This window comes from Flavobacterium defluvii (assembly GCF_900129555.1).
Lineage (GTDB): Bacteria > Bacteroidota > Bacteroidia > Flavobacteriales > Flavobacteriaceae > Flavobacterium > Flavobacterium defluvii.
This window is the reverse complement of record NZ_FQWC01000002.1, coordinates 303370-327562: the sequence shown is the minus strand read 5'-3', so window position 1 is coordinate 327562 and position 24193 is coordinate 303370. Positions and strand designations below refer to the sequence as shown.

Annotated in this window: 13 protein-coding genes; 2 read left to right on the top strand and 11 right to left on the bottom strand. The window is 36.1% G+C overall.

Annotated elements, in window-relative coordinates:
• Window positions 1-135: 135 nt before the first annotated feature.
• Together dapA and BUC29_RS05570 are read right to left on the bottom strand one after the other, a co-directional pair.
• Window positions 136-1017, bottom strand: a complete 882-nt coding sequence (gene dapA / locus BUC29_RS05575; RefSeq protein ID WP_073414176.1) for a 4-hydroxy-tetrahydrodipicolinate synthase — start codon at window positions 1015-1017, stop codon at window positions 136-138.
• A 16-nt stretch (window positions 1018-1033) separates the two neighbouring features.
• The gene (locus tag BUC29_RS05570; protein WP_073414174.1) at window positions 1034-1546 is read right to left on the bottom strand and encodes a DUF6913 domain-containing protein; all 513 of its coding nucleotides are present in this window, start codon (window positions 1544-1546) and stop codon (window positions 1034-1036) included.
• A gap of 46 nt (window positions 1547-1592) precedes the next feature.
• Here BUC29_RS05570 and BUC29_RS05565 point away from each other — a divergent pair, with 46 nt between their 5' ends.
• Entirely contained in the window at window positions 1593-2372 is a 780-nt protein-coding gene (locus BUC29_RS05565; protein ID WP_073414172.1) for a 5'-nucleotidase C-terminal domain-containing protein, read from the top strand.
• Window positions 2373-2426: 54 nt separating this feature from the next.
• Entirely contained in the window at window positions 2427-3338 is a 912-nt protein-coding gene (locus BUC29_RS05560; protein ID WP_073414170.1) for a bifunctional metallophosphatase/5'-nucleotidase, read from the top strand.
• Here BUC29_RS05560 and BUC29_RS05555 read toward each other — a convergent pair.
• The 9 genes from BUC29_RS05555 to rpsF all read right to left on the bottom strand — a co-directional run bounded on the left by BUC29_RS05555 (window position 3324) and on the right by rpsF (window position 24016).
• On the bottom strand, window positions 3324-4019 hold the full coding sequence (locus BUC29_RS05555; RefSeq protein WP_073414168.1) for a hypothetical protein: 696 nt from the start codon (window positions 4017-4019) through the stop codon (window positions 3324-3326). The two genes, BUC29_RS05560 and BUC29_RS05555, sit on opposite strands and share 15 nt — an antisense overlap.
• Complete coding sequence (ligA, locus tag BUC29_RS05550; RefSeq protein ID WP_073414166.1) at window positions 4009-6012, bottom strand: NAD-dependent DNA ligase LigA; 2004 nt, start codon at window positions 6010-6012, stop codon at window positions 4009-4011. Before ligA ends, BUC29_RS05555 begins: the two co-directional genes overlap by 11 nt.
• A 245-nt stretch (window positions 6013-6257) precedes the next feature.
• Window positions 6258-8195, bottom strand: coding sequence for an OmpA family protein (locus BUC29_RS05545; RefSeq protein WP_073414164.1), 1938 nt, complete (start codon window positions 8193-8195; stop codon window positions 6258-6260).
• A gap of 11 nt (window positions 8196-8206) precedes the next feature.
• Window positions 8207-9139, bottom strand: a complete 933-nt coding sequence (locus BUC29_RS05540; RefSeq protein ID WP_073414162.1) for a PorP/SprF family type IX secretion system membrane protein — start codon at window positions 9137-9139, stop codon at window positions 8207-8209.
• Window positions 9140-9184: 45 nt separating this feature from the next.
• Window positions 9185-21061, bottom strand: a complete 11877-nt coding sequence (locus tag BUC29_RS05530; RefSeq protein ID WP_244160771.1) for an Ig-like domain-containing protein — start codon at window positions 21059-21061, stop codon at window positions 9185-9187.
• A gap of 1203 nt (window positions 21062-22264) precedes the next feature.
• Window positions 22265-22738, bottom strand: a complete 474-nt coding sequence (locus BUC29_RS05525) for a DUF6495 family protein (protein ID WP_073414901.1) — start codon at window positions 22736-22738, stop codon at window positions 22265-22267.
• A gap of 127 nt (window positions 22739-22865) precedes the next feature.
• Window positions 22866-23306, bottom strand: a complete 441-nt coding sequence (gene rplI, locus BUC29_RS05520; protein ID WP_073414160.1) for a 50S ribosomal protein L9 — start codon at window positions 23304-23306, stop codon at window positions 22866-22868.
• A gap of 66 nt (window positions 23307-23372) precedes the next feature.
• Window positions 23373-23669, bottom strand: a complete 297-nt coding sequence (rpsR, locus tag BUC29_RS05515) for a 30S ribosomal protein S18 (protein WP_002987043.1) — start codon at window positions 23667-23669, stop codon at window positions 23373-23375.
• A gap of 5 nt (window positions 23670-23674) precedes the next feature.
• Entirely contained in the window at window positions 23675-24016 is a 342-nt protein-coding gene (rpsF, locus tag BUC29_RS05510) for a 30S ribosomal protein S6 (RefSeq protein ID WP_068842999.1), read from the bottom strand.
• Between the last annotated feature and the right edge of the window lie 177 nt (window positions 24017-24193).

Genomic DNA, 24193 nt, shown 5'->3' with positions numbered 1-24193 from the left:
TTTACTTTTATTATGATTTTCTTAGACATTATGCCAAAGTAAAAACCACACCGAAGTTTCGGAGGCAAATTTAGTCATTAATTTAGCGACTGCAAAATAATTTTTTCGGATATTAAAATACTAACACTTTAACAATTATTTAATGCTGTTTTTTACAAACTCATTTAATCTTGCTGCCAATGACTCATCAACTGAGACTAACGGAAGCCGAACGGTATTTTCGGCAATATTCATAGCCTGAAATATCTGTTTAATTCCGGCAGGATTTCCCTGTTCGAAAATCATATCGATACAGTCTGACAAAAAGTATTGTGTTTTAAATGCTTCGGCTGCTTTTTTATTCAGCCCTAAACGAATCATTTCTGAAAATTCTTTTGGAAAACCTTGCCCAATTACTGAAATTACTCCTGCTCCTCCAGCCAAAACAATTGGCAAAGCGATCATATCATCTCCGGAAATTACAAGAAAGTCTTTTGGCGCATCTTTTATAATTTTCAGTGCCTGAGCCATATCGCCGGCTGCTTCTTTGATTGCTACGATATTTTTAAAATCGTTTGCTAAACGAATTACTGTCGAAGGAAGCATGTTGCTGGCTGTTCTTCCCGGAACATTATATAGTATAACCGGAATTGGAGAAGCTTCTGCAATCGCTTTAAAATGCTGGTAAATTCCTTCCTGAGTTGGTTTATTATAATAAGGAGAAACTGAAAGTATGGCTTCAAAAGCAGAAAAATCTCTTGTTTTTAATTCTTCTACAATTTGCAGTGTATTGTTCCCTCCAACTCCAAGAACCAAAGGCAGTCTTCCTTTATTAACATTGATTACAGTGTTAATAACCAGCTCTTTTTCTTCTTGTGTCAAGGTTGCATTTTCTGCAGTTGTACCCATAACTACAAGATATTCAACTCCTCCGTCAATCGAAAAATTTACGATACGCTGCAATGCTTCGATATCTACTGAAAAGTCTTTTTTAAATGGAGTTACAAGCGCAACACCAGTTCCTATTAATGATTGCATATTTTGATTTATAATTTTATTTTATACTTTTTAAATACTTAAACAATTCTTTTATGAAAAGTCTATACTCTGCCATAGTGGTGTTTATCATCCATCGGTTTAATTTTTGATCGACTGATGCAAACCCTACTTTGAATTTTGCTTTTGATTTACTTGTTATTAACATTAAAATGGGGCTTTCGACATCATAATAACTAATCAAAAGGTCAAATTCTGTTTCAATAAATTCATTTAAAAAATCTTCGCTGATATGTCCTCTCCAGTTGATATGTTTTTTACCAAAAGTAGGTCTTGAATACGTTTTTTTCTTTTTGAACTTACGTCTGTACACAGCAATTTTTATGTTTTCAGAAACAATTCCGTTCGCAATAAGTTCTTGTATTAACTCTTTTGAATAGCGAAAATTACTTTCATCAACCAGCAAACCAACAGTTTGAATATTACTTGTAAAAACTTCGTTTTTGATAGTATTCAAGTTATTTTTTAATGATTTTTTTACAAAAAATTCCTTTATATAATCTAAAAACATAGTACTTTTACGAATTACAAAATTAATTATTTAAGCCGCATTTAAAATGGTAAAACTAAAAAAGTATAACCGATTTTTAAAACTTTTTGTTATATTCTTAACATCAATTTCAATATTTTCTTGCAGTCCCAAGAATTATAACGTAACGAAGATAGAAGGAAAACAGATTCCGGTAACGGAAAAAAACACTGAAACTCCTGAAATTGAAAAATTTATCAAACCATATCGCGACCATATTAATAAGGATTTAGATAGTGTTTTAGCATATTGTCCGGAGACTATGGATAAAAGTGTGGGTAAATGGCAAACTACTATTGGATGCCTGCTGGCTGATGCTTGTGTTGAAAGAGGGAATCTTGTTTTTAAAAAACGTGAGAATAAAACAATTGATTTATGTTTATTAAATCATGGTGGAATTCGTGCTACACTTCCAAAAGGAAATGTTACCACAAGAAGTGCTTTCGAAATTATGCCTTTTGAAAATAACTTAGTTGTATTAGGCTTAAAAGGTGAACAAGTTGAGGAAATAACTGCTTATATAATTAAGGAGAAAAAGGCACAACCTTTATCCGGAATGACTTTTACAATTGGAAAAGATAATAAAGCAAAAAATATTATGGTTCAGGGAAAACCTCTTGATTTGAATAAAATCTATTATGTTGCTACAAATGATTATCTGGCAAATAGAGGTGACAACATGAACTTCTTTGGTAAAAGTGTCGAAAAATATGATCTGAACTATAAATTAAGAAATGTTTTAATTGATTATTTCAAAGAAGTTGATACAATTCCGGTTCCGAGAGATATTAGAATTACTGAAGAATAAAAAAAAACTATTTCAAACAAAATAACTGAAGCATTTCTGCAAAAAAAATATAAAATGAAAAGAAGAGAATTTATCGAAAAAACAGCTGCAAGTACGGCCTTAATTGGTTTAGGATTGTCTTTGAGCAGTTTTGGGAATAACGATATTAAACACTTAACGATTCTTCATACAAACGATGTTCACAGCCACATTGACCCTTTTCCGGCTGATGATCCCCGTAATCCAAATAAAGGAGGCGTATCTCGACGTGCGGCTCTTATTGAAACTATACGTAAGGAAAATCCAAATGTACTTTTGTTAGACGCGGGAGATATTTTTCAGGGAACTCCATATTTTAATTATTATGGAGGAGAATTGGAGTTTAAATTGATGAGCATGATGAAATATGATGCCTCAACAATTGGAAATCATGATTTTGATAATGGTCTTGATGGACTGTATGCACAAATGCCTCACGCTACTTTTGAATTTATAAATTCGAATTATGATTTTAAAAATACCGTAATGAACGGTCTTGTAAAACCTTATAAGATTTTCAACAAAAACGGAATTAAAGTTGGCGTTTTTGGTTTAGGAATTGAACTTCAGGGCTTAGTTGACAAGCAATTGTATAAAGAAACGGTTTATAATGATCCTGTCGAAATTGCTCAGGATATGACACGTTTGTTAAAACAAGAAGAAAAATGCGATTTGGTAATTTGTCTTTCTCACCTTGGCTATAAATACAAAGACGATCCTTCAAAAATTTCTGATTTAAAACTGGCCGAACTTACACAGGATATTGATTTAATTATTGGCGGACATACCCATACTTTTCTTGACAAACCAACTATTGTAAAAAATAAAGCAGGAAAAGAAGTTTTGGTTAATCAGGTTGGCTGTTACGGAATTAATTTAGGCCGTATCGATTTTTATTTTGATAACGATAAAGCTCACAGCAATCAGGCGAGATCAATTATTGTATAAGGCTCTTTTGTGCATTTTTGTTTTTTCCAGAAAATATTCGACCATAAAGTAATAGGCTAAAATTTGTGTTATATCACGAATTAAAACCAGTACAACTGAGTGCGAAAAGTATTCATTAAAAATATAGAATATATCCGAAAAGATATAACTTACGGCCATTAAAGACATTAATAGTGTTATAAATGTACCTTTTGTGATGTAGCTTACAAAAGAAAAGTAACTTATATAACTTAGAATTATTCCGTAAATAATATAGATATAATCGAATTCTTTCGTGTTATCAAATTTGATGCTGAGTACCGAAATAAGCAAATACACAATAAAAATTATCACTATTGAGATTGGCAGAATATCTTTTTTCTTGAGTTTGATTCGCTCGTGTTCTAATAAAAAAAGTTTCATTATTAAGGCATATACTATAAGAAAACTTATAACAGCACCAATTTCAGAAATCTCAATATCCATTAGATCGAAAACCTGACCTATAAAACAAAAAAGGAAAATCAGGCTTTCGGTCTTTTTTATTTTAAACTCGCTGCTGATTAAAAAGTAAATAAAAATTGCGGGCAGAACTATTGCCTTAGCATAAATAGAAAGAAAATCCTGTTCTGTCCAATCGAAAATAATTGTAAACAGTAAGGCGAGAAAAAATAAAATTAACGATGGTTTATTAGCCTTCATTCAGTTTAGTTATAAAATCATCTTCAGATAGTATAGGTATATTCAGTTTATTTGCTTTTTCTAATTTTGCCGGTCCCATATTATCTCCTGCAACGACAAAGTCGGTTTTTGCAGAAATTGAACTTCCTACTTTTCCACCGTTGTCTTCGATCGTTTTCTTTAATTCGTCTCTTGAAAATTGGCTGAAAACTCCTGAAACAACAAAAGTTTTACCAATGAATTTCTCGGTAGCATTTGGATTTATTCTTTCTACTATTTCAAACTGAACGCCATATTTTTTTAGTCGTTCAATTATAATTTTGTTTTCTTCGTTTTCAAAAAATTCGATTACGCTTTTGGCAATTCTTTCTCCAATTTCATCAACCAAAATTAAATCCATTAAAGAAGCCTGGCTTAAAGCATCAATATTTTTATAATGTTTAGCTAATTTCTTGGCTACGGTTTCTCCAACGAAACGAATTCCTAGCGCAAACAAAACACTTTCGAATGGAATTTCTTTTGATTTTTGTACTCCATTAACTAAATTTTCTGCTGATTTCTGAGCCATTCTTTCTAAATGGAGAATGTCTTCAACTTTTAATTCATACAAATCGGCATAGTTATGAACTAAGTTATTTTTGAAAAGTAAAGCGACAGTTTCTCCACCAAGTCCTTCAATATCCATTGCTTTTCTTGAAATAAAATGCTGTACCCTTCCTATAATCTGGGGCGGGCAGCCATAGAAATTTGGACAATAATGGTTGGCCTCGCCTGCATTTCTGACTAATTCTGTCTCACATTCCGGGCAATGTGTTATGTAATGCGTTACTTGTGAATCTTCCGGACGCTTTTCTAAATCTACAGCAATAATTTTCGGAATAATTTCTCCTCCTTTTTCTACAAAAACGGTATCGTTTATCCTGATATCGAGCTTTTCGATTTGGTCTGCGTTATGAAGTGAAGCTCTTTTTACTATAGTTCCGGCCAATTGCACTGGTTCCAAATTAGCAACCGGAGTTATGGCTCCTGTACGTCCAACCTGGTATGAAATTGATTTTAATTTGGTTGAAACCTGCTCTGATTTGAATTTATATGCGATTGCCCAGCGCGGCGATTTTGCGGTGTAACCCAATTCTTCCTGCGAATGGATACTATTTACCTTTATGACAACGCCGTCTGTTTCATAAGGTAATTTATGTCGTTGTACATCCCAGTGATCAATAAATTCGAAAACTTCCTGCATGTTATTTACCAGTTTGGCTTCATTTGGTACTTTAAATCCCCATTTTCTTGCAGATTCTAATCCTTCGAATTGTGTTTTAAATGGAAGGTTATTTCCGGTAACGGTATATAAAAGGCATTCCAGCGGGCGTTTTGCAACCTCAGCACTATCTTGTAATTTCAAGCTTCCCGATGCTGTATTTCTTGGGTTTGAATATGGTGTTTCGCCTATTTCGATTAATTCCTGATTCATTTTTTCGAATCCTGCAAACGGAAGTATAATTTCACCGCGAATGTCAAATTTCTCAGGATAATCTCCTTTTAATTTTATCGGAATTGATTTGATGGTTTTTATATTGTTGGTAACCTCATCTCCCTGAAAACCGTCCCCGCGCGTTAGCGCCTGAACCAGTTTTCCGTTTTCATAAGAAATACTGATTGAAGCTCCGTCGTATTTTAATTCGCAGGTATACTGCAGGTCTACATTTCCTAAAACACGCTGAATTCTGTTTTCCCAATCTAATAAATCTTCTTTTGAATAGGAATTATCAAGAGAATACATTCTGAATTGGTGCGCAATGGTTTTGAAATTTTTTGTAACCGTTCCGCCTACTCTCTGGGTTGGTGAATTTTCGTCAAAAAATTCAGGATGTTTATTTTCTAAATCCTGAAGTTCTTTTAGTTTTATGTCAAAATCGTAATCAGAAATTGTGGCGTTATCCAGCACATAGTAGTTATAGTTATGCTGATTAAGTTCGTCTCTTAAAGCTTGAATGGTTTCCTGAATACTCATAGATGGTAAAATAATGCTGATTTTGATTTAAAAATAAATGAATATCAAAATTAGGATTATTTTTGTTTATATAACATTAAACACAAAAGTTTTATAAAATCAAAAATCAGGCAGCAAAAGCTTGCGGCCTGATTTTCTCCTTGTCCATTATTCTTAAAAAGAATTTTAAAAACCAACTTCCAAATGGTTTCTGCGTTCTATATTTTAAAATCTGATTATCAATAAATTAGACCACAAATATAGTACTATTTTTGAATAATGATGAAATCGGAGCGTCTGTTTAACAAATGTTCTTCTTCTGTACATTTCACTCCATTTTTGCATTTATTGATTAAACGGGTTTCGCCGTAACCAATTGCACTTTCAATTCTTGATGCATCAATTCCTTGCGAGATAATATAATCTCTGGTCGATTTTGCACGGTTATCTGAAAGTTTTAAGTTGTATGAATCCTTTCCTCTTGAATCAGTATGCGATTCTATTTTGATTCTGATGTTTGGAAATTTCTGCATGATGAAAACTACTTTTGTTAATTCTTCGACTGCTTTTGGTGTAATATCGTATTTGTCATAATCAAAATAAATTGGATTAACATCTACTTTTTCTACACCTTTCTTTTTAACAACTAAGTCATCATAATTGCTAAGTTCAAAATTAATGTTTGGAATTTCGCCTTCGTTTTCTTTTGTTGTTGTTACGGTTTTTTCGTCACTGCTGTAATTTGGCTTGGCTGCAATCATGTTTACAAGTTTATCACAAGGCACAACGATGGCATATTTTCCTTCGTAATTTGTTTTGGTTTCGCCCAAAACTTCTTTAAACGAATTGTACGCCATAACTGTTACATCTGCTAATGGAAGTTTTGATTTTCTGTCGACTGCCATTCCAGAAATGCTTTGGTTACAAACTGGTTTTCCTTTTACAAAAGAATAAATATCATCATCACCTTTTCCTCCTTCTCTGTTTGATGAAACATAACCATAACTGTCTGACTTATCAACGATATAAGCAAAATCGTCTTTGTTACTGTTTATTGGTGCTCCAAGATTTCTAGGTGTTGTAAAAGTTCCGTCTGGCAAAAATTTGCTTTCGTAAACATCTAAATCACCAAGTCCATAATGTCCATCTGAAGAAAAATAAAGCATTCCGTTTCTATAGTAAGGAAAAAGATCGTTACCAATTGTATTGATTTTCGGTCCGAGATTTAACGGAGAACTCATGGTTCCGTCATCGGCAATTTTTACAACATATAAATCGGTTTCTCCAAAACCTCCGGGCATATCCGAAGCAAAGAAAAGCCATTTTCCGTCATCGCTTAAAGAAGGATGGCCAACAGAATAATCGTCGCTGCTAAAGAATACGTTTTGCGGATTTTCTAATTTATTGTCTACAACATTACCTTTAACGATTTGAAAATTATTGACTTTATCACCATCAACAACCAGTTTATTTTTCTTTAAAATGTTTGTTGTATAATAAATCGTTTTTCCTGCTGCATCAAAAGTTGCTGTTGCTTCGTGATATTTGCTCATTACGTTTGGTATGAACAAACTTTCGTTGAACAAACTTCCGTCTGCTGGATTTCTTTCGGAAACGTATAAATTCAGAAAAGGCTGATTATTCCATGTATATAGTTTTTCACTAAACTTGGTCGTATCTCTAGCCGATGTAAATACAATTTTATCCTGATAGAAAGTTGTTCCAAAATCAGATTTACTGGTATTAATATCGAGATTTTTAATATTATAAAGAGGTTTTGCTTTTGCTAAACTATCCAATTGCTTTTTTTGTGCTACGTAACGGTTTATCTCTTTTTGATCTCCTTTTTTATCCAGATATTCCTTGGTAACTCTATCTGCTTCTTCATAATCCATGACAGCTTTCATTGTTTGAATGTAACGCAGATAGTAAATATCAGTTAAATTATTTCCCTGAACTTCGTATAGTTTACGATACCATTTAAGAGCATTTCTTGCATCAGAAATAAAATAATACGAGTCGGCAGCATTTTTTATGGTCTGCGTCGTTGGATTTTTAACATTCTGTAAAATTTCTTCGTAAGCCTTTGATGCATCTGTATATGAATAATTTCTAAACAAAGCATCGGCTTTCTTTAAATTAGTCTTTTGAGCAAAACTAAACGTAATGCTCAAGACTAAACTTAGGATATATAATTTTTTCATATGTTTTGTTTTTAGAAGAATCGAGGAGACTTAATTTTACTTTGGCCTTTGTTGAATGTATAACGAAGGATAAACTCATGTGTTCCATCGTTATATTTATTCAACTGACTTGTGGTGTAATCAAAAGCATATCCCAGATAAAAACTAGGAGATATTTGAAAACCTGCCAGAATACTTACCGAATCATCGGTTCTATATGATCCTCCTATAACAAATTTTTCAACAATCATAAAATTTGCCGATATATCAGCAGTAATCGGTGCTCCGCTTACCGCTTTTACTAAAAACGCTGGTTTGAACTTTAAACTTGGGCTCAAATCAAAAACATATCCTCCCATTAAATAATAATGTAAACGATCGTAATCTATAGATTCCTGAACATCATCATAATAGTTGTTTTGCATAAAACTTGGAATAGAAAAGCCTAAATAAAATCTTTGTGTGTAATAGTAGATTCCGGCTCCTACTGCTAATTTCATTTGATTATTAATATTTTGGTTTAAAAGAACATCATTATTATCGTAATATCTTCCTTTTGACCAATCTATATTTAGCATTCTCATACCCGCTTTTATACCAAACGCTAATCTTTTATCGTAACCAAGAGGTAATGAATAAGAAAAGTTTCCGTCAACATATAGTTCATTTGAAGGACCAATTTTGTCATTTACAATACTTAACCCCAAACCAATTGTTTCATTAGTTAAAGGTCCGTGAATTGAAAACGACTGTGTTTCTGGCGCTCCTGAAATTCCTACCCATTGCGAACGGTGTAAAAGTGCAGCTTCGAGAGTGCCGGTAGATCCGGCATAAGCCGGATTTACCGCCATTGTATTATACATATACTGGGTATATTGAGGATCTTGTTGTGCACTGACACATACTGTAATAAAAGAACATATTAAAATGAAATACGTTTCTAATGGTTTTATATATAGTTTCATAACGATACTTATTTAGTTTAATTAATTAGATTGATTAATAGAATGTTATCTCATAATTGATAACCATCCTTTTTTAACCGTTCCATCTCCAATGGTAATCACATAAAAATAAGTACCTGTTGGCAGCATATCTCCTCTATTAACTACTCCGGATACATTTGCAGTTCCGTCCCAATCGTTTTCATAGTGTGCCTTGCTGTACACTAATGCACCGTATCTGTTAAAAACTTTTAACTCGTTGTTTGGATATGTTTCTATACAATCGATTCTAAACAAGTCATTAGCTCCGTCATTATTTGGTGTGAACTCGTTATAAACTGTTAAACAGATTGGCTCAACTGAAGCAGAAGCTGAATTGTTTGTTGCATCGACATCTAAAGGTGTTGAGTTTTCGATTGTGGCAACAGTTAAATAATTTCCGCTAGAAAGCACCTCGGCAACAATTGTTAATGTTACACTTTGTCCTGCAGGAAGCGTTGGAATTGTCCAAAGTCCTGTTGCAGGATCATAAGTACCTACAGATGTGTTAGAGCTTACTAAATTGTATCCTGTTGGCAATAAATTACTAACTAGTGTGTTTATGAAACTTCCTTCGCCAACATTATTTACTGTGATTGTAAAGGTTACGTTATCACCAAAATTAGGCGTTGGATTATCAACTACATTTGTTATTGTTAAATCTGAACAAGTTGCAACGGTTACATTTAAAAATTTAGTTGTGGTTTCGTCACAATTGTTTGTATAAGTAACCTCAACTCTTCCCGGTCCAATATCAGACCATGAGATTGTTGCTGAACCGTCTGCAGTTCCTCCACCAGAAATTATTGTTCCATTAGTAACTGACCAAACATAATTAGATTTTCCGTTTGCAATTGAATAGGTTACTCCCTGGAAAACACATGGTGTATCGTCAGTTGTTGTAAGCTGTACTAAAGCATCATTTTCAAAATCAATTGTAATAGCCAGTCTTGCTGCACTTTCACAACCGTTTGTTGTGTTTGCCAGCGCTGCCGCATAATATGTTCCTGCTGTTAGCAATGTTCCTGCTGGCAGTGGTGTTCCTCCTGTTGCAGTAGCATAGAAAACAACATTTGGTTCGTTAACTAAAATGTTAGCAAGTGTTGGCAGTTTCGATAAACAGAATGTTTGTGTTGTATTTGGTGTTGTTACAGTACCCGGAGTGTTTACATTTACAACAACGGCTAATCTTACTGGATTTTCGCAGTTTATTGCGCTTGCAACTGCTCCGTAATAGGTTCCGGATGTTAAAGCTGTTGCTGGTGCAATTGGTGTTCCGCCTGTGGTAGTACTGTACCAAATAACATTTGCTTCATTTACCTGAATATTGGCAACTGTTGGTGAATTTATTGAACAGAAATCTTGTGTAGTATCTGTTGTAGTAGGTGTTGGGCTCGGATCTGTTACCGTAACTGTTACTTGTAAACGAGTTGAACTTTCGCATCCTGTTGCCGGATCTACAATATTTCCATAATAAACTCCTGTTGTTAAAGCTGTTGTTGGTGGAATTGCTGTTCCGCCTGTCGCTGTGCTAAACCAAGTAACGTTGCTTTCATTTACCTGAATATTAGCAACCGTTGGTGAAGTTGTTGAACAGAAACTTTGTGATGCATTATTGGTAGTAGGATTAACTGTATTTCCAACTGTAACTGCTACTAATAATCTGATACTGCTTTCACATCCTGTTGTTGGATCTTGAATTGCTCCATAATAATTACCTGTTACTAAAGCTGTTGTTGATGGAATTGCTGTTCCGCCTGTCGCAGCTGCGTACCAAACTACATTTGATTCATTTACCTGAATATTAGCAACCGTTGGTGAATTTCCAGAACAGAAAGTCTGAGTTGCGTTTGTAGTTGTTGGCGTGGCTGGATCTGTTACAGTTACCGCAACCGCTAATCTAACTGCACTTTGACAGTTTGTGGCTGGATCTAAGATCGCTGCATAGTAAGTTCCGTTTGCTAAAGCTGTTGTAGTTGGAATTGCTGTTCCACCTGTGGCTGTACTGTACCAAACAACATTTGATTCATTTACCTGAATATTTGCTACTGTGGGTGCGTTTACTAAACAGAAATCCTGAGTGGTATCTGCTGTGGTTGGTGTGCCCGGATCGCTTACTGTTACGGCTACTGCTAATCTAACAGCGCTTTCACAGTTTGTACCAGGATCAAGGATTGATGCATAGTATGTTCCGCTTGCCAAGGCTGTTGCTGGTGGAACTGCTGTTCCGCCTGTCGCAGCTGTGTACCAAACTACTGTTCCCGCCGCTGGTGTATTTACCTGGATACTTGCAACCGTTGGTGCATCAACTAAACAGAAGTCTTGTGTCGTTTCCGTTGTAGTTGGTGTGCCAGGATCGTTTACCGTTACGGCAATCGCTAATCTTGTATTGCTTTCACAGCCTGTTGCAGCATCTAGTAAAGCAGCGTAATAAGTTCCGCTTGCTAAAGCTGTTGTCGGAGCAATCGCTGTTCCGCCTGTGGCAGCTGAATACCAAACTACATTGGTTTCATTTACCTGAATACTTGCTACTGTTGGAGCATTCACTAAACAGAAATCCTGAGTAGTATCTGTAGTTGTCGGTGTACCCGGATCGCTTACCGTTACGGCAATCGCTAATCTTGTATTGCTTTCACAGCCTGTTGCAGCATCTAATAAAGCAGCATAATAGGTTCCATTTGCTAAAGCTGTTGCTGTTGCTGGTGCAATTGCTGTTCCGCCTGTGGCTGTACTGTACCAAACTACATTGGTTTCATTTACCTGAATATTTGCTACTGTTGGAGCATTCACTAAACAGAAATCTTGTGTCGTATCTGCTGTGGTTGGTGTGCCCGGATCGCTTACTGTTACGGCTACTGCTAATCTAACAGCGCTTTCACAGTTTGTTGCCGGATCAAGGATTGATGCATAGTATGTTCCGCTTGCCAAAGCTGTTGCTGGTGGAACCGCTGTTCCGCCTGTGGCAGCTGTGTACCAAACTATTGTTCCCGCCGCTGGTGTATTTACCTGGATACTTGCAACCGTTGGTGCATCAACTAAACAGAAATTCTGAGTGGTATCTGTAGTTGTTGGGGTGCCAGGATCGGTTACGCTTACAGCAACAGCTAATCTTGTGTTGCTTTCACAGCCTGTTGCAGCGTCTAATAAAGCAGCGTAATATGTTCCTGTTGCTAAAGCTGTTGTTGGAGCAATCGCTGTTCCTCCTGTGGCTGTACTGTACCAAACTACATTGGTTTCATTTACCTGAATATTTGCTACTGTTGGAGCATTCACTAAACAGAAATCTTGTGTCGTATCTGCTGTGGTTGGTGTGCCCGGATCACTTACTGTTACGGCAATCGCTAATCTTGTATTGCTTTCACAGCCTGTTGCAGCATCTAATAAAGCAGCATAATAGGTTCCATTTGCTAAAGCTGTTGTTGGCGCAATTGCTGTTCCGCCTGTGGCTGTACTGTACCAAACTACATTGGTTTCATTTACCTGAATATTTGCTACTGTTGGAGCATTCACTAAACAGAAATCTTGTGTCGTATCTGCTGTGGTTGGTGTGCCCGGATCGCTTACTGTTACGGCTACTGCTAATCTAACAGCGCTTTCGCAGTTTGTTGCCGGATCAAGAATTGACGCATAGTATGTTCCTGTTGCCAAAGCTGTTGTCGGAGCAATCGCTGTTCCGCCTGTGGCAGCTGTGTACCAAACTATACTTCCTGTCGCTGGTGTGTTTACCTGAATATCAGCAACCGTTGGTGCATTAACTAAACAGAAATTCTGAGTGGTATCTGTAGTTGTTGGTGTGCCAGGATCGCTCACGGTTACGGCAATCGCTAATCTTGTATTGCTTTCACAGCTTGTTGCAGCGTCTAATAAAGCAGCGTAATAAGTTCCGCTTACAAGTGCTGTTGTCGGAGCAATCGCTGTTCCGCCTGTCGCAGCTGAATACCAAACTACATTGGTTTCATTTACCTGAATACTTGCTACTGTTGGAGCATCAACTAAACAAAAATCCTGAGTGGTATCTGTTGTAGTTGGTGTACCCGGATCGCTTACTGTTACGGCAATCGCTAATCTTGTATTACTTTCACAGCCTGTTGCAGCATCTAATAAAGCAGCATAATAAGTTCCTGCAACTAAAGCAGTTGCTGGTGGAATCGCTGTTCCTCCTGTGGCTGTACTGTACCAAACTACATTGGTTTCATTTACCTGAATATTTGCTACTGTTGGAGCATCAACTAAACAGAAATCCTGAGTGGTATCTGTTGTGGTTGGTGTTCCCGGATCGCTTACTGTTACGGCTACTGCTAATCTAACAGCGCTTTCACAGTTTGTAGCAGGATCTAAAATAGAAGCGTAATAGGTTCCGCTTGCCAAGGCTGTTGTCGGAGCAATCGCTGTTCCGCCTGTGGCAGCTGTGTACCAAACTATACTTCCTGTCGCTGGTGTGTTTACCTGAATATTAGCAACCGTTGGTGCATTAACTAAACAGAAATCTTGTGTCGCATCTGTTGTAGTCGGCGTGCCTGGATCGTTTACAATTACCGCAATGGCTAATCTTGTATTGCTTTCACAGCCTGTTACGGCATCTAGTAAAGCAGCATAATATGTTCCTGTTGCTAAAGCTGTTGTCGGAGCAATCGCTGTTCCGCCTGTAGCAGCTGTGTACCAAACTACATTACTTTCATTTACCTGAATACTTGCCACTGTAGGCGCATCAACTAAACAGAAATCTTGTGTTGTATCCGTTGTGGTTGGTGTGCCAGGATCGCTTACTGTTACGACAATCGCTAATCTTGTATTGCTTTCACAGCCTGTTACGGCATCTAATAAAGCAGCATAATAAGTTCCTGCAACTAAAGCAGTTGCTGGTGGAATCGTTGTTCCTCCTGTGGCTGTACTGTACCAAACTACATTGGTTTCATTTACCTGAATATTTGCTACTGTTGGAGCATCAACTAAACAGAAATCCTGAGTGGTATCTGTTGTGGTTGGTGTTCCCGGATCGCTTACTGTTACGGCTACTGCTAATCTAACAGCGCTTTCACAGTTTGTAGCAGGATCTAAAATAGAAGCGTAATAGGTTCCGCTTGCCAAAGCTGTTGTCGGAGCAATCGCTGTTCCGCCTGTGGCAGCTGTGTACCAAACTATTGTTCCCGCCGCTGGCGTATTTACCTGGATACTTGCAACCGTTGGTGCATCAACTAAACAGAAATTCTGAGTGGTATCTGTAGTTGTTGGGGTGCCAGGATCGGTTACGCTTACAGCAACAGCTAATCTTGTATTGCTTTCACAGCCTGTAGCAGCGTCTAATAAAGCAGCGTAATAAGTTCCGCTTACAAGTGCTGTTGTCGGAGCAATCGCTGTTCCGCCTGTGGCAGCTGTGTACCAAACAACATTTGATTCATTTACCTGAATATTTGCTACTGTTGGAGCATCAACTAAACAGAAATCCTGAGTAGTATCTGTTGTGGTTGGTGTGCCAGGATCGGTTACGCTTACAGCAACAGCTAATCTTACCGCACTTTCACAATTTGTAGTTCCATTTAAAATTGATCCATAATAAGTACCTGTAGTCAAAGCTGTTGTAGAAGCGATTGCTGTTCCGCCTGTAGCTGTCGTATACCAAACTATCGTTCCTGTCGCTGGTGCATTTACCTGAATATCGGCAACAGTAGGAGCATCAACTAAACAGAAATCCTGTGTGGTATCTGTAGTAGTTGGTGTTCCGGGATCGGTTACATTTACTGCAACCGATAATCTCACGCTGCTTTCGCAGCCTGTTATTGCATCTGTAGCTGCTGCATAATAAGTTCCGCTTACTAAAGCTGTCGTTGATGGAATAGCTGTTCCACCTGTTGGAACATTATACCAAACAACATTTGATTCATTTACCTGAATACTCGCAATTGTTGGTGCATCAACTAAACAGAAATCTTGTGTTGTATCTGTAGTTGTTGGCGTATTCGGATCACTTATAATAATTACGGCATCTTGCAAGGTTCCTGCAAGGTTCTCACAAGTATTATCACTTGCAACAGCAACATAATAGGTAATTGGGCTCATAAGTTTTGTTAATCCTACAGCAGTTAAAACACCTGCAGGATCAATTGTATAAGTAACTCCTGCTATAACTGCGCTATTTGTAATTGGCTGTGTTTTAGCTGCATCCAAATACCATGTAAATACTGGATTTGTCAATGTTGGAGCAGTCGGAGTTAATGAAGCCGGAACACTATGACAAACTGTTATATCATCAACTAAAATATCATTTACAGTTGAAGGAGGCAGAATCGTAAATGTAATTTGTTTTCTATCTGCTGCAGCTGTTTCACAAAATTGATCACCGCTTACGCCCACATAGTAAGTATACGTTCCAGGTGCCAATCCGTTTACAATTAATTGAGAAGTTGTTTCTCCCGGAATTATCTGAGCCGTTGTTCCGTTAAAACTGTACCAATAGTAAACTGGGTTGGTTACAACTGGTGTTCCGCTTAAACTTGTTGCTAATGTTACAGTTCCTGAAGGAGAACAAATAGAAGTTGCAGTTCCTCCATTTAAAGTAATGTATGTTAGCGCATTTACCGGAGAAGAAGCTTTAATTTCAACTGTCACTTCTCCTCTTGCAAAAGTTTCACAGCCATAACGTACAGGCTGTACGTAATATTTATATATTCCAGCAGTCAAATTCGCCGGTACTGTATATGTAATACCAGTCGCAAGCGCGGTTCCTCCTGTTGGTGAATCGTACCAAATGTAAGTTGAACATGCTTCTTCAGGTATTTGAAGCGTTATATCTGTTCCCGGGCAGACTGTTATTTTGTTATCCGGATCTGCTCCTATTACGGTTGTATTAGCTACTCTTTCTACGGTATGTACCCTTAAGAAATCTAACACTCCGGCAACGCCGCCAAAACGGATTCTTACTCTGTCATATATTTCTGTTGGTGAAGAAACTAAAACCATTGCCATTGAATTTCCCGGCAATAATCTTAAGCTCAATAAAGTACTAGTATTTTGAATTGGAGCTCCAACGGCAACATTTCCTAAGTAACGCTGAATATTAAATCCTGTTAATAAATTAACATCCAAAAGTGCCCCAGGTTTTGAAATGACAATTCTTAAAGTATCGCTAACAACTGATGGCGTTTTAAATTCTACGGTTAAATCAGCTGCAGCCAAAACACCAGCTCCACTATACATTGTTGCAAATGTTGTAATATCATTATCTGCAATATTCCATGCATCGCTAACTCCTACTGCAGCTGTTACAGCTCCAACAGGAAGTCCTAAATCTGTTGCTCCATAGAAAATATCACGAATATCTCCCGCAGTACAAGTTACGCTTGAAACTGATCTGTTGTAATGAGCATCAAAAACTTTGGTATTTTGAGCCGCGCTTAATATTGAAGCTGACTGAATTCTGATTCCGTCATAATCCTGTGGACCAGAAGCATCAGATGGAACAAAAGTAAATTCATAGGTATTATCTCCAGAAATTAGATTTAATAATGAACCTGATACAGACTGCATTGCTCCAATATCAACTCCGCCTATAGTTCCTATTACTGATAAATTTTGACCTACTGCTAATAAGCTGTATTCTGATCCTAATTTAATACTAACCGGAGTTCCTTTTGCAATTGGTGCTGGCCATGTTAGGTTTTGCCAAGTTGTACCCACTCCCAAAAGTCCTAAACCTGTTGTAATGGTTGAATAGGTTTGAGGATTACCGTCGATAGCATTTCCTCCGTCAGTAACTGTTCCTGTTACTATTGATCCTGATGTTTGCGCAGTTGCATACACTCTTTCTGTTAAAGACTGACAGCTGCTAAGATCAATTACGTTTATTACTTTTGTCGCTGTTGAAGTACAAATTCCGTCACTGGCAACAACTGTATAAGTATATACTCCCGGAGTATTTAAAACTCCTGTTGTAAATGGCGGTCCAGCTATAGCATTTCCTTGAGGATCAAACCATGAAATCGTTCCTGTTGAAGTCGCTGTTAAAGTAACATTTGAACCAACGTTTACAGATTCTTGCGGATTTGTTACAACCAAGCTTGGTAATGCGTTAATTGTCACCGTTACTGACTGCTGAGCTGATGGACAAGTAACTCCATTCTGTTGAGCCAGAATTGAATAAACACCGCCTGTAGTAATATTGGCTGCAGCATCGGCAGTAATTACATTATTTGACGGATCGTAGAAAGTGTAGGTTGTATTTCCTGATGAATCAAAATTGGTTATGGCATTTCTTAAATTAACACTTCCACAGCCTGCTAATGTTGAATTTACAGTTAAAACAGTAGTTGAAGGAAAGTTAACAGTAACTTGTTTTAATGTTCCGTTTACATTTTCGCAAGTTCCGCCATTTAAGATTGAAACGAAATAATTATAAGGAGTTCCTGCAGCACTTAAACCTGCAATAGTTAATGCTCCTGTTATAGGATCTTTAGTAAATGAAACTCCCGGCTGGCTTACAACAGTAGTTCCTGTGATAATTTCCTGAGTTTTATTCTGATCTGTATAATATTTAAATTCAGCGCCGGTAATGGTACTTGATGATGGAGTTAAAACCGCATCTCCTGTACAACTAGCTTCTACTGGTGTTGTAATGATAACATCAGCATCTGTAGGAATTGGCAATACAGTAACTGTTACTGCCTGACGTAAACTATTAATACAAGTTCCTCCGCGAGTTCCCTCTAAATAATAAGTCGTAGTAGATGTTAAAGGAGCCGTTGGATTAACCGCTACGATATTTCCTCCAGTTGGAGCATCGTACCACGTAAACGTTTCAGTTCCTGTTGCAGAAGCTGTTAAAGAAGCCGTTTGTCCAGAACAAATTGGTGCAGACGCTCCCGTAATTGCTGCATTTGGAAATCTGTAAGAAGCGGCATAAACATATAAATTAGTTAATACTGATGCCAAGCCTCCTAATCTTACCTCAACCTGATCGAATGGTGCAGTTGCTGTAAAACTTGCTTTAAATTTATTTCCTGATAATACCTGAAGATTTAATAAATTACTGGTAACCGCAACTCTGTCATTATTATAAGTTGCTCCGTTGTAAGTTGCTAAACTTACAGCACCTAATAAATTAACATCAGCTAAACCACCCGGTAATTCTAATTCTACATCGATTATATCTCCTGTTTCACCTGGTGTCGCAAAAGTCAAATGTTGTTGGATATAAGCTCCAAGACCAAGTGGAACAGTAAGTTCTGCATAGGTATTTATATCACCATCTACAGAATTATTTGGATTAGTAGCTGTACATAATCCACATAATATACCATCTGTACTTGTAATTTGAGTTTCAGCTTGTAAACAAGTACTAATATTATTGATTACAATAACATTAATAACTCCTCTAACTGGATTTGAACAATCTGTAACCGCATCTACAGCTTCAACATAAAAAGTTTTATTTGCTGTTAAAACCGGACTTGGTGTATAGCTTGTAGTATTAAAAGCTAAAGAAGTGCCTCCAGTTGGAACATCATACCAATTGTATCTAACTCCTGCCACAGGATTAGAAACTGATAATGCAACTGTCTGCCCAGATTGAATAATAACATCTGTAGAAGCAAAAGTTGGCACAGCTGGTAATGGACTTACTGTTAGGTTTACTGCAGTTCGAGTCGCTGTTAAACAAGTACCTATTGCAGCTTCTACATAATAATCTGTATTTGCTGTTAGAGGCGGAGTTGTAAATGAAGTTCCTGTAAAAACTAAATTACCTCCCGTAGATGCATCATACCAATTGTAAAGAGTCCCTACAACTGGCGCCTGAACAGTTAAAGTAGTTGACTGTACGCTGCAAATAGTTGATGGAGATGCGTTAATTAAAGGAAGCACAGGATTATCAACTAAAACCTGAACCGGGTTTCTTTCACTATTAACACAACCATTTCTGGTTATCTCTGTATAATAAGTAGTCGCTGCTGATAAAGCCGGAGTTGTAAAAACGGCTGTAAAAGCTAATGAAGTTCCTCCTGTAGTAGCCGCAAACCAATTTACTGTTTCACCAACGGCAAGAGAAGCCGTTAAAGTAGAAGTTGTACCACTACAAATTGTGGTATCACCTGTTACTGTTGGAGCTTTAAATCTGTAAGTTGCCTGATAAATATTAGCCGTAGTCAACACAGTCGCCAAACCTCCTAATCGAATTTCTACACGATCAAAATTCGCACCTGCAACTACGCTGGCTCTGAAACGATTTCCGCTTAATAACTGCAAAGTAACCAAGGGATTGTTAACAGAAATTCTGTCATTATTATATGTTGCTCCATTATAAGTTGCCAAACTAACAGCTCCTAATAATGAAAGATCGGCAATTCCGCCTGGCAATTCTAATTCAACATCTACAATATCACCCGCTTTACCCGGATTCGTAAATTGTAAAGTCTGCTGAATCCATCCATTAATTAATCCTACAGGTACTGTAAGAGTTGAGGCGGTTGCTGTATTACCGTCTACTGAATTATTTGGATTTGTAGAACTACATAATAAACACAGACCGTTTTGTGCTGTAAGCTGGCTTCCGGCTTCCAAACATCCAACTAAAGAAGCCGGCTGAACAGTAACTGTAACCGGAACTCTTGCCGCACTAGGACAAAGTCCGTTTGGGCTTTGAGCTTCTACATAATATATTTTTGTTGCCGTTAAAATTGGCGTTGTAAAAGTTGTTGTATTGGTCGCAACGGCGGTTCCTCCTGTTGGAACATCAAACCAGTTTAACTGCGCACCAACTTCTGAAGTGGTTGCTGTTAAAGTTGCATTTTGACCTGACTGAATCGTAACACTTTGTGTTAAAACTGTTGGTGTTGCCGGCACCGCTGTAGAAACCACATTCACCTGAGCACGTGTAGGACTTATACAGCTTCCTATAGAAGCTTCAACAAAAAAACTCGTAGTTCCTAATGGAACTGTTGGTGAATAGGTAGTTCCTGTTGCCAATGCTGTTGTTGACGATGCGGAACTATACCATGTATAAGTTGTTCCCGGAACAGGATTTAAAAGAGACAAAGTCGTTTGCTGAGTTGCGCCTGTAGAACAAATTGAAGTTCCCGTATTATTAATTGCGGGAGCAACAGGATTTGAAACATTTAAAACTACAGGAACACGAACATTTCCTTCGCATCCTGCCACTCTCGAAATACTTATATAATAAGTTGCAGAAGCATTTAAAGTTGGTGTTGTATACGTATTTCCAGTTGCTAAAGGCGTTGTAGATCCAAGTGAACTGTACCAGGCCAAAGTTGTTCCTGCGGCCGGAGTCGCAGTAAGTGTAGTTGCTGATCCGGCGCAAACAGTTTGTGTTAAACCGCCGGTTACGGTTGGCTGTGCAAATTCCAATCGTACATCGTAAATTCTTAAACTTACCAATAAACTTACGAGTCCGCCAACCTGAATTTGTACTTGATCAGCGTCTCCCGGTAAAGTATATTTTACAACTGCTACTGTATTACCCGATAACAAATTTAGGTTCAAAAGCGGACTATTCAGCGCCACACTTGAACCTACATTCGAACCAGAAAGTTTAGCCTGTATAGAAGCGTTAGATAATAATCCAACGTCTAATAAACCATTTCCAGTACCAAAATAAATGGCAATTTGATCTCCTGCCCTTGCCGTCTGGTTTAAGGTCATTGTTTCTTCTACAAAACAACCTACCCCAACGGCATTTGTCAGGGTTGCATAAGTCGTTAAGCCAGCACTATCATAAGCGTTGGCTGGACTATCTACATTCAATCCTACACACAATAATCCACCTTGGCTATTTGTTTGAGACACAGGTCTGCAAATAGTCTGCGAAAATGCATTAGTGCATAATAAGAATAAAAATAATAGTCCGAATAATCTCTTCTGAAAGCTGAGACTACAAAAAGTAAATTTTTTTTTCATAATTTGGAAGATTAGAAAATGGACAATAAAATACCTGTTGCAATAAGCACGTATGCCTACACAATTAAAAAAAAACGTTAAAAATCAATTAGTTAAACTCTAAAATAAATCCTTAGCACATAAAGACTATAGTTTAAATTTTTAAAAAAAATTATTGTTTTATCTAGTATACATATAGTATAGTTCTCAGAACTTTTATCTTATTCAAATAAAATGTTCCGTAAATTTTAGGGAATACTGATCCTCACCAATCTTCCAAATGAAGTGATCTGCTTAAAAATAATTTTCACAAAAGAAAATTAAAGTGTGGAGGGAAATTTTTAATTCAATAATATTAAATCAATTCAGTTCTTATTAGAAAGTTGATTACTCTTTCTATGGTTTTATTAAAATCAAAAACCAAAAATTGAATAAATTAAACATTATTGGGTTATCCGTTAAAATATTTTTAACAGAAAACACCTTCGTCAACAATAATGTCGGACGAATTTTGAATATTGAAAATTAAATATTGAGAACTTTTGAAAAAAGTCTTTAATAAAAGAAGGGAAATCAAAAAGATGTAGAAGTTTATTTTTCTTCAAAATAATATAAAATAAAGCTGAAATATGAAAACCTAATGCAAATTCCATGAAGAAAGTAAATGTCAGTTCCATAAGCAAGGCGATTAAAGTTATTATTACATAGTATCTTTTTGTTTAAAAAAGTCAAGGCAAAAATTTCTGATTTTTATTTAAAAAAAAGAAAAATCATTTTGTTTAACTTTTCTATTCTAAAATTATAAAAAACAAAACAATAAAACAAGGATAAAATTCTTATTTTTTTGAAGGATATTAAAAAACAAAAATTAGCAAACGAGCGTTAATATAAGAAAATACGGAGCTTTTAGCGAAAAAACATCTATTTTAGAGTTTCTAAAAATACTAAATTTTTTTATGTTAAATTTATTATTTGAAAGTTAAATATTACAATTTTACCAACGAAAACGATTTATATTTAACAAAAATAGACTCTTGTATTCTAATTCTGACGAAAAAATAACGCAAATCTTAAAATTTTAATTATTTTTATAAAACCACGTAAAAATACGGGTGTTAAAAAATATAAAAGACTAAACAATAGTTAAAAAACCAAAAAAAGGACAAACAATTAACACAACCGCTTGCCCTTTTATAATATTTTGAAAATGAAGTTATTACACGATTAAGGTTTTAAAATCGTATTAATTTGAGTAAATAATTGTCCGTCACTCAAAAAAGCACCTTGTTTTATCAATTCAAAAATTAAAGCATTTCTTTCTTCTGTAAATACCTTTTTCCCTACTTTCATTTCGATGTTTTCAGTAAACATATTATCACTCAACCATTGCAAACCATCTTTTGTTAAAAAATCAATTTCCGGAATTAACGATTTCAACACAATAGACTGAACGTAAGTATCAAAACATTGAAATAAGAAAATATGATTCTTAGAGAAATGCTCTAAAAATTCAGCTCTTCCCAAAACACCTTCCCAGATTAAATCTGAAAAAACATCAAGTTCCTGTTCTGCAACTTCCGGTTTATTTATTTTAAGAGAATCCCATTCAGCTTTATCAATTGCCTGAGTTGCCAAAAAACTTGCAAATTCGGCATGCAATTCCTCAAACTGTTCTTTTGTTAGTCTTGCGTATTTCATTCTTTTAGGCATTATACTTTACACTGTAAGGTTTAAACCGCAGCCATAAGTCTAATTATTAATATTCACTCAGTGCTAAAAAAAAATCCCGATTCTCATCGGGATTTTTATATAGTATTTAAAACTATTACTTTTCAGCAACAATTTCGTATGGTAAGTCAACGATAACATCTCTGTGTAAACGGATGCTAGCTGAATATTTTCCAATACGTTTTACGATACCGCTAGTGATGAATTTTCTATCGATAGCGTTACCAGATTTCTCTAAAGCTTCAGCAATATCGATGTTAGTGATAGAACCAAAAAGTTTCTCTCCACCAGCTTTTGCAGTAATTTTAATTTCAAGAGCTTTAATAGCTTCAGCTAAAGCTTTAGCATCAGCAACAATTTTAGCTTCTTTGTGTGCTCTTTGTTTTAGGTTTTCAGCTAAAACTTTTTTAGCAGAAGGAGTTGCTAAAGTAGCGAACCCTTGAGGAATTAAATAGTTACGTCCGTAACCTGGTTTTACAGATACTACATCATCTTTAAATCCTAAGTTTTGAACGTCTTGTTTTAAAATAAGTTCCATGTTGTTGTCCTTATATTTTAGAAGTTAGGTTCTGCTTTAACAGAAACCAGCGACTAGAGTTTTTAATTATTTTAATAAATCGGCCACGTATGGCATTAAAGCTAAGTGACGAGCTCTTTTTACAGCTACAGAAACTTTTCTTTGGTATTTTAATGAAGTTCCAGTTAAACGACGAGGAAGAATTTTTCCTTGCTCATTAACGAATTTCAATAAGAAATCAGCATCTTTATAATCGATATATTTGATTCCAGATTTTTTGAAACGGCAATACTTTTTAGTTTTGTTAGTTTCAATGTTTAAAGGCGTTAAATATCTGATATCTCCGTCTTTTTTTCCTTTTGCAGATTGCTCAATTGTAGACATAATAATTACGCTTTAGTAGATTTTAATTTTGCTCTTCTTCTTTCCGCCCATGAAATAGCATGTTTGTCTAAACTTACAGTTAAGAAACGCATAACTCTTTCGTCACGTCTAAATTCAGTTTCAAAAGCAAGTAGAACTTCTCCAGCTACTTTGAATTCAAATAAGTGATAAAAACCACTTTTTTTGTTTTGGATTTCGTAAGCCATTTTTTTAAGACCCCAATCCTCTTTTGATACCATTTCAGCTCCTCTACTAGTAAGAAATTCTTCAAATTTCGTTACTGTTTCCTTCACCTGAACCTCAGATAAAACGGGATTTAAAATGAAAACAGTTTCATAATGATTCATAAATACAATATTTATTTGTTAAAATTGGGTGCAAAAGTAAGCATTATTTTTAAATATACAACACATTTTTTCTATTATTCGTCATAATGCAAAAAATGTACGCTCATTTTAGTTTTTTTTCCAAAAAAACTATACATTTACTACTGCTATCCTGAATTTATTCTAAATTTAAATGTT

Coding starts and splice junctions, on each gene's coding strand:
- BUC29_RS05530 (WP_244160771.1), bottom strand. CDS start 21,061: ATGAAAAAAAAATTTACTTTTTGTAGTCTCAGCTTTCAGAAGAGATTA.
- BUC29_RS05540 (WP_073414162.1), bottom strand. CDS start 9,139: ATGAAACTATATATAAAACCATTAGAAACGTATTTCATTTTAATATGT.
- BUC29_RS05545 (WP_073414164.1), bottom strand. CDS start 8,195: ATGAAAAAATTATATATCCTAAGTTTAGTCTTGAGCATTACGTTTAGT.
- rpsF (WP_068842999.1), bottom strand. CDS start 24,016: ATGAATCATTATGAAACTGTTTTCATTTTAAATCCCGTTTTATCTGAG.
- BUC29_RS05525 (WP_073414901.1), bottom strand. CDS start 22,738: ATGAAATACGCAAGACTAACAAAAGAACAGTTTGAGGAATTGCATGCC.
- BUC29_RS05555 (WP_073414168.1), bottom strand. CDS start 4,019: ATGAAGGCTAATAAACCATCGTTAATTTTATTTTTTCTCGCCTTACTG.
- BUC29_RS05565 (WP_073414172.1), top strand. CDS start 1,593: ATGGTAAAACTAAAAAAGTATAACCGATTTTTAAAACTTTTTGTTATA.
- BUC29_RS05560 (WP_073414170.1), top strand. CDS start 2,427: ATGAAAAGAAGAGAATTTATCGAAAAAACAGCTGCAAGTACGGCCTTA.
- rpsR (WP_002987043.1), bottom strand. CDS start 23,669: ATGTCTACAATTGAGCAATCTGCAAAAGGAAAAAAAGACGGAGATATC.
- ligA (WP_073414166.1), bottom strand. CDS start 6,012: ATGAGTATTCAGGAAACCATTCAAGCTTTAAGAGACGAACTTAATCAG.
- rplI (WP_073414160.1), bottom strand. CDS start 23,306: ATGGAACTTATTTTAAAACAAGACGTTCAAAACTTAGGATTTAAAGAT.
- BUC29_RS05570 (WP_073414174.1), bottom strand. CDS start 1,546: ATGTTTTTAGATTATATAAAGGAATTTTTTGTAAAAAAATCATTAAAA.
- dapA (WP_073414176.1), bottom strand. CDS start 1,017: ATGCAATCATTAATAGGAACTGGTGTTGCGCTTGTAACTCCATTTAAA.